At 33.1% G+C, this 10,891-nt stretch carries 12 protein-coding genes; 1 reads left to right on the top strand and 11 read right to left on the bottom strand.

Annotated elements, in window-relative coordinates; translation table 11 throughout:
• Positions 1-23 precede the first annotated feature (23 nt).
• Positions 24-275 carry a helix-turn-helix domain-containing protein gene (locus LJE12_RS01735; RefSeq protein WP_227226314.1) on the bottom strand — a complete coding sequence of 84 codons (252 nt, stop codon included), beginning with the start codon at positions 273-275 and terminating at the stop codon, positions 24-26.
• A 149-nt stretch (positions 276-424) separates the two neighbouring features.
• Here LJE12_RS01735 and LJE12_RS01730 point away from each other — a divergent pair, with 149 nt between their 5' ends.
• The gene (locus LJE12_RS01730) at positions 425-781 is read left to right on the top strand and encodes a hypothetical protein (protein ID WP_227226312.1); all 357 of its coding nucleotides are present in this window, start codon (positions 425-427) and stop codon (positions 779-781) included.
• Positions 782-826: 45 nt separating this feature from the next.
• Here LJE12_RS01730 and LJE12_RS01725 read toward each other — a convergent pair whose 3' ends face one another.
• The 10 genes from LJE12_RS01725 to LJE12_RS01680 all read right to left on the bottom strand — a co-directional run bounded on the left by LJE12_RS01725 (position 827) and on the right by LJE12_RS01680 (position 10,874).
• On the bottom strand, positions 827-1,549 hold the full coding sequence (locus LJE12_RS01725; protein ID WP_227226310.1) for a hypothetical protein: 723 nt from the start codon (positions 1,547-1,549) through the stop codon (positions 827-829).
• A 102-nt stretch (positions 1,550-1,651) separates the two neighbouring features.
• Positions 1,652-2,272 carry a VanZ family protein gene (locus tag LJE12_RS01720; RefSeq protein ID WP_227226308.1) on the bottom strand — a complete coding sequence of 207 codons (621 nt, stop codon included), beginning with the start codon at positions 2,270-2,272 and terminating at the stop codon, positions 1,652-1,654.
• Positions 2,273-2,288: 16 nt separating this feature from the next.
• Positions 2,289-3,227 carry a nucleotidyltransferase family protein gene (locus LJE12_RS01715; RefSeq protein ID WP_227226306.1) on the bottom strand — a complete coding sequence of 313 codons (939 nt, stop codon included), beginning with the start codon at positions 3,225-3,227 and terminating at the stop codon, positions 2,289-2,291.
• A 25-nt stretch (positions 3,228-3,252) separates the two neighbouring features.
• Complete coding sequence (gene glmS, locus LJE12_RS01710) at positions 3,253-5,091, bottom strand: glutamine--fructose-6-phosphate transaminase (isomerizing) (RefSeq protein WP_069989242.1); 1,839 nt, start codon at positions 5,089-5,091, stop codon at positions 3,253-3,255.
• A 98-nt stretch (positions 5,092-5,189) separates the two neighbouring features.
• Positions 5,190-5,384, bottom strand: a complete 195-nt coding sequence (locus LJE12_RS01705; RefSeq protein ID WP_055299463.1) for a 4Fe-4S dicluster domain-containing protein — start codon at positions 5,382-5,384, stop codon at positions 5,190-5,192.
• Between the two features lie 12 nt (positions 5,385-5,396).
• Positions 5,397-6,293, bottom strand: a complete 897-nt coding sequence (locus LJE12_RS01700) for an acyltransferase family protein (protein ID WP_227226304.1) — start codon at positions 6,291-6,293, stop codon at positions 5,397-5,399.
• 71 nt (positions 6,294-6,364) lie between these two features.
• A complete protein-coding gene (locus tag LJE12_RS01695; RefSeq protein WP_069989244.1) occupies positions 6,365-7,411 on the bottom strand; it encodes a Coenzyme F420 hydrogenase/dehydrogenase, beta subunit C-terminal domain in 1,047 nt (348 codons plus the stop codon).
• 42 nt (positions 7,412-7,453) lie between these two features.
• Positions 7,454-8,311 (bottom strand): ATP-grasp fold amidoligase family protein, encoded by an 858-nt coding sequence (locus LJE12_RS01690; RefSeq protein WP_227226302.1) that lies wholly within the window; start codon positions 8,309-8,311, stop codon positions 7,454-7,456.
• Between the two features lie 17 nt (positions 8,312-8,328).
• Positions 8,329-9,729 carry a lipopolysaccharide biosynthesis protein gene (locus LJE12_RS01685; protein ID WP_227226300.1) on the bottom strand — a complete coding sequence of 467 codons (1,401 nt, stop codon included), beginning with the start codon at positions 9,727-9,729 and terminating at the stop codon, positions 8,329-8,331.
• A 35-nt stretch (positions 9,730-9,764) separates the two neighbouring features.
• On the bottom strand, positions 9,765-10,874 hold the full coding sequence (locus tag LJE12_RS01680) for a polysaccharide pyruvyl transferase family protein (RefSeq protein WP_227226298.1): 1,110 nt from the start codon (positions 10,872-10,874) through the stop codon (positions 9,765-9,767).
• Positions 10,875-10,891 lie beyond the last annotated feature (17 nt).

The raw sequence follows: 10,891 nt of genomic DNA, 5'->3' as shown, positions 1-10,891 counted from the left end.
ATCCCGCATAAAATCAAGGTATATTAGAATGTAGAATTTACTTTTTCATTCAAGCCATTCATTTCTGGAAAATCCAGCAACTCAGAAACAGTCATGTTAAACCCCATAGCAATCTTACGCAAAGTCTTCAGCTTTGGATTCTTTGTTTCTCCCCTCATCATACTATTAAGCGTTGATTGCGTAATTCCTGACAATGTAGCAAGTTTATTTGTCGTTATCCCTCTCTCAACACACAGATCAGTCAATCTCTTTATTATGGCATCTGAATACGTCATGCAAATTCTCCTTAAATCACAATATATATTCAGTATAAAGGATTTTCCTTTTGTTTATTAACGGTGTGCCGTTGACATCTCTGCAAACTGATGATAAATTAACGTTATACCGTTATTTACTTGCACAACTTTAAGGAGGAATTTATCTAATGAGCAAAAAAGAACAGAAACTAAAAAAGAATCTCTATAAGGCACTCACAGAATATTTCATTCATAATGCTAAAAACAGTCTGGCATCATCAGAAAGTATTCTGGATCAGCTTGCCTCTTTTCGCATGGAAACAGGATTACCTGCCGCACTCAGACAAGATAAAAAATATCAAAAAGCTCAGAAAAACTGTAATAAAGCCAATGAAAAAATGCAGGATCTAAATCTAACTCCCCAGCAATGGGATGCGGTTGATGCCGCTATCACAGCAGAAAACATTGCATCTATAGAATATGTCCGTATTGCCTATAAGCAAGGAATCATTGATGCGTTTTCTATTTTACGAGAAACTCTTTAATATATCCATGTTAATCTAATCGCTTGCAAGCAATGAAGCAGGGATTTATCTCTGCTTTCCCATTTTCTTCTCTATTGCTTCCGGAACTCTGATCAAGTCAAATCGCCATAGTATCGGATAAACATATGAAACTCCTCTAATGTCTCCAAGTGCCTTCGGTTTCTTCACTTCTTCTGAAATCCTTTTACTATTTTCAAATGCCAACACCACACTACTCCAGGCGAGACTCTTACTTTTCTCTCTCCGGTCTATCAGCAGCTCTTTGTTATACTCTCCGTTTTTACCAACCTTTAATTTATACCGGAATGGTAATCCTGTTGCCGTTTTAAATGGATAATCCTGAAAAGCAATAACAGCCTGCCACAGATTATCCTCTGATGGTATTTCCTGTAGAAGCCGAACCTGCTCTTGTCGAATCTTATATGTCCGGCATCGCTCCGCATTTAGACTTATCTCTGCTGCATTATAAATTCCCTTAGTGTAGGGCAAATAAGAATGAACCGATGCTCTGGAAAGACCTGTGAGTTTCATAATCTCCGGAATCTTTTTTCCTGACTGATGCAGATCATTGATTTCTGTACATATATCTGATGTGAATACATCGGCAGTAATAAGTAGCTTACGAAGTTTAAGCAGACTAATATTTAACTCATCTGCCAGCGATCTTAAAGAATCTGCTTCTTCATAGGCATCTCTTAGCTCTTGAAGAAAATTATTAAATTGAAGTTCTGGATTATATTCTGGTTTCTTTTTTGGTCTTCCTGCCATTTTTTAACTCCTATTTTCATGTTAATCCAATCATCTTGCACCTAAAACAGAGGCTTCCTTGCTCCGGACTAATGCTCCGATAGCTGTCCTCTGTTTCTTATTTTATTTCTTTCGCTTTCTGGAATATCCCAAATAATAGATGACACCGCCTACTGCTCCACCAAGTGTATTATAGGTCAGATCTGATATTTGAAATGTTCCAAGATGGAATAATAGCTGAGTAAATTCTATCAGAAAAGAAAATACTGCTACAACTTTTGTGGCTTCCCAAACGATTTTTCCAAATCTAATATTCTCAGATTCATCAAGTAATTCTTTTTGAAATGCCCACAATAGTAAAATAGAAAATGGAACAAATAACATGAAATTCTCTATAGATTCTGTTGTAAACTGTCCATCTTCATATAGTCCCCATCCTCCAAAAAGCTTTCCAAGCGGATCAAACCATATCTCACGATTTAAAACTGTTCGGAGTAATATCATTGCTGTATAAAAGGCTAATATGAATGTCCGACGAAAATTTGAAGAACTTTTAAATGCTCTCCACCACGTTCCAAGCATATTTCGGATAAAATTATTCTTTTTCCATCCATGCTCCTTACCATATAAATATAAGAACATTATTAAAAAGGCAAGGAGAACGGCAGCCCAGAAGGGCTGATAAAGTGCTGATAATACATTATATGCTATTTTATTAAATATTTCGATTATCTTACTCCCCATTGTTCTCCTTCACTGCTTATTTCAAATCTTCAAACAAACCTTTCTGATATACACCATCTTCTATCAATTTAGCAAATGATTTCACTACATAGTCTTTATCCTCTTTATAGGTTACTCCGAACCATTTGTCATTCGTATCTAACACTTTTACGGAAACTCTGCCTGCCTGAAGAAGTTCGTCTATGTAGATTGGCAGTAAATATTCTGCTTTCAGAATATCTTTGTCTCCCATATTAGCAAAGAACTCTTTAAATCCATCTTCTAAAATCTGAATAAATTCCGGTGTAAGTCCCCACATATTCATAGATGCGTAGGATTCTGCATTAATTGATATGAGCTGTCCATCGTTGTCTACTGCTGCACCCTCTAAAGTCTTAACAATATTGGAGGTTTCATGTACTGCTGTGAGATAGCCTTCCTCGTTTGTTTCGCAAATTCCTCTGGTAACGGCACCATTCTCATTTAAAGTATTCTTTAAAATGAAACCTGCCATACAGAACTGATTCGCTTTTTCCGGTGTATAGCCTACAAGGAAATCATGAAGCTTAACAAATGCTTCCTTTCCATAGTAGTCATCTGCATTGATAACTGCAAATGGCTCATGCAAAACTTCTTTACAGGCAAGAACAGCATGTCCTGTTCCCCAAGGTTTGGTACGTCCTGTAGGAAGCTCCACACCTTCTGGAAGTTCGCTTAATTCCTGATATGCGTAGGCAATCTCCACATCAAGATTGTTGCAAATCTTTTCGATGCGGTCACCGATTGCTTCTTTAAATGCATCCTTAATATCTTTACGGATAATAAAAACAATTTTGTTGAAGCCTGCTTCGATTGCATCATGGATAGAATAATCCATGATGATTTCTCCATTTAAGCCAACCGGAGCAAGTTGTTTGATTCCGCCGCCGAATCGGGAACCGATACCGGCAGCCATGATAACTAATGTTGTTCTCATAATTTGTTCTTTCCCTTAAAGATAATTATTCTACAGTTACACTTTTCGCCAGATTTCGTGGTTTATCTACATCCAAGCCTTTAGCTACACTGATGTAATATCCCAATAACTGTAATGGAATCACTGCAAGTGATGTTGCAAAAAGTGGATCTGTCTTTGGAATGTAGACTGTAAAATCTGCTGTATCTTCAATGTTATACTTTCCAAAAGTAGTCAGTCCCATCAAATACGCTCCTCGACTCTTACATTCTAGCATATTAGAAATAGTTTTTTCGTACAGTTCTGGCTGAGTCAATACACCGACTACTAAAATATCGTCTTCAATTAAAGAAATTGTTCCATGCTTTAATTCTCCGGCGGCGTATGCTTCTGAATGAATATAGCTGATTTCTTTCATCTTTAAGCTACCTTCCATACAGATTGCATAATCAATGCCCCTTCCAACAAAGAATACATCATGGGCATTTACCTGTTTTGATGCAAACCATTGGATACGTTCTTTATCTTCTAAAATCTTTGCAATTTTTTCTGGTAAAGTCTTTACTTCTTTAATAAGCTCAACATATCTTTCTTCTGAAATTTCTTCACGAACTTTTGCAAATTGGATTGCCAAAGCGTAAGTTGCAACAAGCTGTGTACTATAAGCCTTTGTTGTAGCGACAGCAATTTCAGGTCCTGCCAAAGTATAAAATACTGAATCAGCTTCTCTGGCAATAGATGATCCAACTACATTTACAATTCCTAATGTTCGTACTCCTTTTTCCTTTGCTTCCCGAAGTGCTGCTAAACTATCTGCTGTTTCTCCAGACTGACTTATAACTACTACTAAGCCATTCTTATCAAGCAAAGGATTTCTATAACGGAACTCAGAACCAAGTTCTACACGAACAGGAATTTTTGCTAAGTCTTCAATTACATACTGTGCTGCAATACCAACATGATAGGCTGATCCACACGCAACAATATAAATCTGACTAATCTCTTTTATATCTTCCTCAGAAAGCCCCACATTTGATAAATCAATGAAATCCTCTTTCACAACAGAATTAATTGTATCACCTACAACCTTTGGCTGTTCATGGATTTCTTTCATCATAAAATGCTCATATCCTGCTTTTTCTGCTGCCTCTGCATTCCAATCAATAGTTTTTAATTCTTTCTCAATTTCATCTCCATCAAGATTATAGAAAGTAATTTCGCCTTTTCTTACACGAGCCATCTCCATGTTACCAATGTAATACACATTTCTTGTATATTTTAAGATGGCAGGTACATCAGATGCAATATAAGATTCCCCATCTTCTACTCCAAGAATCATCGGACTATCTTTTCTTGCAACATAAATTTCTTCTGGATATTCATTAAACATTACTGCCAAAGCATAAGAACCACGAATACGAACCATAGCATGATTAATTGCATCTACTGGTGTTCCTTCATATTTTGTATAATAATAATCAATAAGTTTGACTGCAACTTCTGTATCTGTATCGGAATAAAATGTATACCCTTTTCTCACAAGCTTTTCTTTTAATTCCTGATAATTTTCAATAATGCCATTATGTACTGCTACAATATTTCCATCATCACTTCTATGAGGATGAGCATTATTTTCCGATGGTTCTCCATGCGTTGCCCATCTGGTGTGACCAATTCCACATGAACCAATTACTGCCTTCCCATCATTGGTTTTTTCAGCAAGAATTTTAAGTCGTCCCTTTGCTTTTACAATATCAACATCCCTATCTCCATCACGAACTGCAATTCCTGCAGAGTCATAACCACGATATTCTAACTTAGACAAGCCCTCTAATAAAATAGGTGCTGCCTGTTCTTTACCTGTAAATCCTACAATTCCACACATAATTATTTACTCCCTTTTACTTGTAATCTTGCCTTATAATAAATCTTTTATAGCAAAATTATTATCTTAGCTTTTACTTTATTGTTTCCCTTATCTTATTATGTTTCTTTAAATGGACATACCTTCAGACATTGATAGCATTTAATACACTTCTTTTCGTCTATTTGAGGATATTCAAATCCTTCTTCATCTTCAATCATTGAAATTGCCATTTGAGAACAAATTGCATAGCATGCGGTACACCCACAACATTCTTTTTTTTCTTTAAATAGTACAGGTATTTTCCTGTCCATCTTTTCCTCCCTTTATACGCCTATTACATAAGCATATTTTCCTAGTATTCTATGTGCCATCATAACGCACACTGTAGAAATCATGATTACAAATATTGCATTTATCGGAAATACATTTGCCATTGGAACTAACTTATTTAAGATTCTAATTATCAGCATATGACACAGATATATTCCAAAAGAATTATCACCCAAAACTTTTAAAAATTTTTTCAAAATAACTGGTTGCTCATTCAAATTTAAATCACCAGCTTCTATATATATGTATGCTCTTATACAAAAAAGCCCCGTTGTTATAATGGAACTCATTTTTAATTGTGTTGTCGCCATATCAAAGTTTCCCATCCAATACCAAATAAATCCTTCAACACCTTGAATTACCAATGAGAACAGACACAAGTTAGTTAAACATTTTTTAGATAATTGTAAATTAATATACCCGTTTTTTAAACTTACCCCTAAGTAATAAAATCCAAACCAAAAAACAAATAATTCACCCTGAAATGGAAAGCCTAATTCAAGATTAAACCACAAGCTTATATAACGAATTAGAAAAATGCTAACGGGTGTTACAAACCACCCTAATTTAGAAAATCTACTCCGCAAAAGTTTAAACGTAACTGGTATTAATAGTGCCATCTGTATATAAACCAGAATAAAATAATATATTCCATTACATTTTGACATAAAAACATCCGGTATAAATGTATTTATTCTCCGATTCACGACCGCAAATATAAATGACCAAATTATATAAGGAATAATTATTTTTTTAATTCTGCGATATATTATATCTCTATATACTCCATTTTCGTTTTCTTTGGTTAAATAACCGGAAAGAAATATAAACATACCTACTGCAAAATTAACAAATGGTCGAATTATTACTCCATACCCCCCCCCAAGCATATGTATTAGTGTTATATGTATGGATAACAATTACTGCAATAATTGATAACCCTCGCATTATTTGTATTTTTTTATTCATTCTTCTCTCCCATATTGAACTGCATTAACATACCGTAATCAAGATTTGACTTTATACCCCCCCGTCTTGCTCTTTTAAGCACCGGTTTTAATACTTTCTTAATAGCATTTTTTATTCTTTGTTTTATTGGCAAAGATAAATAACTTTTTCTTAACTCTTCAAAATCCATTTTCTTCATATCTATAAAAAAAGTCTCTCTCTCTTTTGGTCTATAAACAGAACGGAACTCTGCTGGATTTTCTTTTGTAGCGTCGTCATATTCTACTTCCATAACTTTTACAGATGACTTAGATATGAGCCTGTTAAATATTTTTTCTCCTTGATTCGTTCGAACAATTACCAAAGATGTTCCTTTACTATCATTCATTTCTGGAGCAATAGTGTCAATCCCCCAGAAATCTCCTATCGTTAAATCTGATAATCTTAATGTCTTAGCTTTGCATTCATAGCAGGATGGTCTAAGGCAGAAATCACTTAAAAACATTTGCATATACGGGTCTTTGCTTTTAGAGATGTAAACTTCTTTAGATGAACCATACTCTTTCATTCCAAAGTTTTCCCATCCTTGATCTTTACATCTAAAGTTGACTTTCTCCATCTTGCCTTGCATTTTATTTTCCATATAACCTACATATTCTTTCCACAATGCAGGTGATGGAACCCCATGGCAAATAATATCAACACAAATAAGATTTTTATAATCTTTCTGAAGAAATTTCTTTAATCCATTAATTTGACATCCTGTTCCAGTAAATAAAACCAATTTATTTAACACTAGATTTTCACGAACATTCTTAAAAATATTTTTAATTTTAGCTTGTAAATATTTAGATCCTAGAAGTTTCTCTAAATCTTGCTTTTCTGTAACTCCAATATACTCAGCTTCTGTGCAAGATGCATTCATTGCAACTCCATAAACAATTCCTTTTTTTTCAAGAACCTCATTTGCCAATAAAGAAAAAATTGCACCTGAAGAGCTTTTCATCCTTATGTCATTATCATAATATGCCGCATACGCTTTTTTTTCGTTTATCGCCATATTCTAATCTCCCTCCAAACTGTAAATTTTCCCAAATACGCCTTATTTGATCTTCTCCAAATCCATGAGTTCTCCCCATTTCAAATCTGTCTCAAGCGTAATATCCGTATCAAAACCGCCTTGATCAAAAAAGGTTAGTTCTCCAAAATAAATTTGCCCATCTATATTATATAAATCTACTCTCATATGAATCAAATTCTCTGAGAGTTGTTCGGCAATCCTTATCATTTTTTCATAGTTTTCCGGTCTTTCCACATTTGATTCGGGTTCTAATTCCGGTTTTTGATATAATAAGCGATTCCACTCTTTATCATAAAAACGAAAAGTTGGATGTCCAGATGCCCTATTCGTACATACCATCACGCTATCCATTTTTCCATTAAACATAAAAAATTTATAATCATTTGGTACGGTATTCGTTATCATTTTTTCTGCTATAATCCGATGTCTCAAATTTTTATATGGCCATTCTCGGCATAGATAATAGTAATTATTTTTTAAACTCTTTTCCAATACATCTTTTGTTTTATCTATGTCCATATTGTTTTTATCATTTATAAGTACTACTCCACCAGAATCATGTGTTGTTTTTAAAACAAAATTAGATGGCAATTTTGAAAAATCTATATCTTCAAAACGATCCCACGCACCATAAGTAGGTATAACATATTGTTCACCAATTTTATCTGCAACATATTTCTTTGCCTCATATTTATCTACCATCATTTGGTAGTGTTCTTTTCGGTCATTTATTTTCAACCAATTAAGTTTTTCATTATAAGATTTTGGATTACTCAAATTCAGCTTTCTCTTCAATTTACTAAAAAAAACCATTCTTAAATAAATTGAATCCGGCAAGACTTTAGCTAAATTTACAAAGACTTTTTTATATAATTTCATATGTTTTTTCCTTTCATTTACTTTCTTTTGGCAAATTTATGAATTATCGCTTTCATTTCCTCACGATACATAAACGAAGTTATTATCAAAGAAACTATTCCAAATAAAAATGCCTGTATTTCACCAAATGAAATAAGAATAAGTGAATGTATAATTAGCAATACAAACGAAAAAATATTACGCTTGAAACTTATCCCTATGTTCATTTCTATTTTCATATCACGTGCCCTTATCAAAAGCACAGCAAAATATCCTAAACAAGTTCCAATCGCAATTCCCTGCATTCCAAGCGGCTTGACTAAAATAAAATTGAATAAAAGATTGGTCGCAGCACCTAATGCAGTTGTAATAAAAACTTTATTTGTTTTAGCTCCTACCGTATACACAACACTAAAAAAAGATGCATAGCAACTAATAATTGTTGACACTGATAATAAGGGTACATATTCCCATGCTATGGCAAACTCCTTGCTCATAACGCCTACATAGACCGGCTTAATAAGCATAACTATTCCAATTGTAATAAATACCATTCCAAATGACGTAACATTAAAAACATTTTGATAAAATCCTTTTTTATCTTCACTTGATTCAACCTCAATAGCAGACATTTGCCAAGCCTGAACAAACAAAGAATATACCATATTTATGATCTGAGGTATTTTTAAAGCAAGTGAATATATTCCATTTGCACTATCACCCAAAAAGTAATTGATAATATATTTATCACCAGCCGCCATAATCCACCACATTAAACTGTTAGGAACTAACGGAATACTATACTTCAAAATCATTTTCAATATTTTTTTATCAATACATTTAAAGGAAACAACTTTAAAAAAATCACTGAATACAAGAATATATATTGTGCCAATAACTGCTGCCAGCAACGTCGCATATAAATATCCAGCCATTCCCCACTTAAAAACTAAAAGAAAAAGTACATTGAATCCCAATGTCGTAGCTGTTGTAATCAAGCCAAAAATTGTAAATTTTACATTCTGATTTATTGCTCGAAAATACTCACTATATATTTGATTAAATGTTCGAACAACTAGAAGAACAACAAATAGCCAAATATATTCATCAAATTTGAAAATCATTTTATACAGTGGAGTAAATGCTATAGATATTACAGTTCCAAATAAAAAAACTGCAAAACAATTACTTGCTGCCTCTTTTGGCGTTAAGTCTTTTCCAAGAACAAAACGTATAAGTGCTTCATTAACCATCATAGTTGAAAATGGAATTACCATACCTAATGACGTTATAAACAAATCAATTGTTCCATATTCTGCTGTTGTCAACACATATGTATATAATGGAACAATCAAAAAGGTTAATATTTTGCTTCCAAAATTCCCCACCGCAAAAATTGCGGTATTATATACTAATTTTTTATAATTATTCTCACTCATTTATTTAGCCTCGCATTATCCTTTCTGTACTATCATTATTCATCTAATGCATGGTGAATAAATCTGTATGCCTTTTCCCTTTCCTTTTTTAATGACTGATTGGTTATTGAAAAATCATATTCAAACTTGACATCTTGAAAATTTCCAGTATAATGCATTTTTTCTAAATGAAATGTTTTTAATAAAGTGTTTATTCTACTTCCCATTCCTGTGTGTTTTCCATTTCTATCAAATACAAGAAATGGTCTATTATATAAAATTGAGAAAACCGACGCATGAAATGAATCTGTACATACAAATTCAGCTGTTTTTATAAGATATACAAACTCAGATGGTCCACAACAATAAAATTCACTTTCTAAATTAGATAAATCAATAATTTCACAATCTTTTTCTGCTGCAATTTTATGTATAGCACTTATATATTCCTTTGTTTCAGTTCCCAAAAAATAGCAAACAATATATTTATCCGGAAGCATTTCCTTTGGTTTTTTTACAATTCGATCCCATTCTTCTTTTTGTAACATCATTGTTGGATCAATCAATACTTCTACGTCCTGGCGATTTGTTATTTTTTCTATTATATTTTTTGCGGCTTCCTCTCTTACTGATATTGCATCAAATTTTGAAATATACTGTTTCACTCTTCCTTTATAGTCTAACGGTATCTCTTCTATTCCGAATGATGCACTTATTGCAATCTTTTTTTTCTGAGTAAAAGTAAGCAAATCCAAATCACTCAGCCCGCCATAAATCGGATTCCATATCTGATCTGAACCAACAAAATAGTAATCATATTTATCAAATTCTTGCAATCTTGAGAAAGAAAAAAAATGTTTTGAGTTTGCAATTTTTTTGTTAAATTCCAAAAAGTTTTTCTTTCTTTCTTTAGGATCTTTGGGATCAACACAGTCCTTTATTTTGTCGCCTTTCAAAATATAACGGAACCAACCTTTTATGTATAACTTTAATACTTCAATATGATTCACCTTTTTGTTATTCAAACAGGGAATATTTACAATATTAACTGTATTTAATCCTTCTTTTTTCAGAATCTCTTGCACCGCATAATTTTGTAGTTTATTCCCAAAATTTGAATTACCATACAGTGAAACAATCGCTGCTGTTTTTTTATTATTTTTCATAATTAATCCTCTATATA

Source organism: Blautia sp. DFI.6.71 (assembly GCF_020593585.1).
Lineage (GTDB): Bacteria > Bacillota > Clostridia > Lachnospirales > Lachnospiraceae > Blautia_A > Blautia_A wexlerae.
Note: the sequence above shows the minus strand (reverse complement) of the source record. Positions and strands in the feature narration are given on the sequence as shown.

What these genes read in the sequence shown, in the direction of transcription:
- LJE12_RS01735 (WP_227226314.1), bottom strand. Translation starts at nt 275, where the DNA reads ATGACGTATTCAGATGCCATAATAAAGAGATTGACTGATCTGTGTGTT.
- LJE12_RS01730 (WP_227226312.1), top strand. Translation starts at nt 425, where the DNA reads ATGAGCAAAAAAGAACAGAAACTAAAAAAGAATCTCTATAAGGCACTC.
- LJE12_RS01725 (WP_227226310.1), bottom strand. Translation starts at nt 1,549, where the DNA reads ATGGCAGGAAGACCAAAAAAGAAACCAGAATATAATCCAGAACTTCAA.
- LJE12_RS01720 (WP_227226308.1), bottom strand. Translation starts at nt 2,272, where the DNA reads ATGGGGAGTAAGATAATCGAAATATTTAATAAAATAGCATATAATGTA.
- LJE12_RS01715 (WP_227226306.1), bottom strand. Translation starts at nt 3,227, where the DNA reads ATGAGAACAACATTAGTTATCATGGCTGCCGGTATCGGTTCCCGATTC.
- glmS (WP_069989242.1), bottom strand. Translation starts at nt 5,091, where the DNA reads ATGTGTGGAATTGTAGGATTTACAGGTAAAGAACAGGCAGCACCTATT.
- LJE12_RS01705 (WP_055299463.1), bottom strand. Translation starts at nt 5,384, where the DNA reads ATGGACAGGAAAATACCTGTACTATTTAAAGAAAAAAAAGAATGTTGT.
- LJE12_RS01700 (WP_227226304.1), bottom strand. Translation starts at nt 6,293, where the DNA reads ATGCTTGGGGGGGGGTATGGAGTAATAATTCGACCATTTGTTAATTTT.
- LJE12_RS01695 (WP_069989244.1), bottom strand. Translation starts at nt 7,411, where the DNA reads ATGGCGATAAACGAAAAAAAAGCGTATGCGGCATATTATGATAATGAC.
- LJE12_RS01690 (WP_227226302.1), bottom strand. Translation starts at nt 8,311, where the DNA reads ATGAAATTATATAAAAAAGTCTTTGTAAATTTAGCTAAAGTCTTGCCG.
- LJE12_RS01685 (WP_227226300.1), bottom strand. Translation starts at nt 9,729, where the DNA reads ATGAGTGAGAATAATTATAAAAAATTAGTATATAATACCGCAATTTTT.
- LJE12_RS01680 (WP_227226298.1), bottom strand. Translation starts at nt 10,874, where the DNA reads ATGAAAAATAATAAAAAAACAGCAGCGATTGTTTCACTGTATGGTAAT.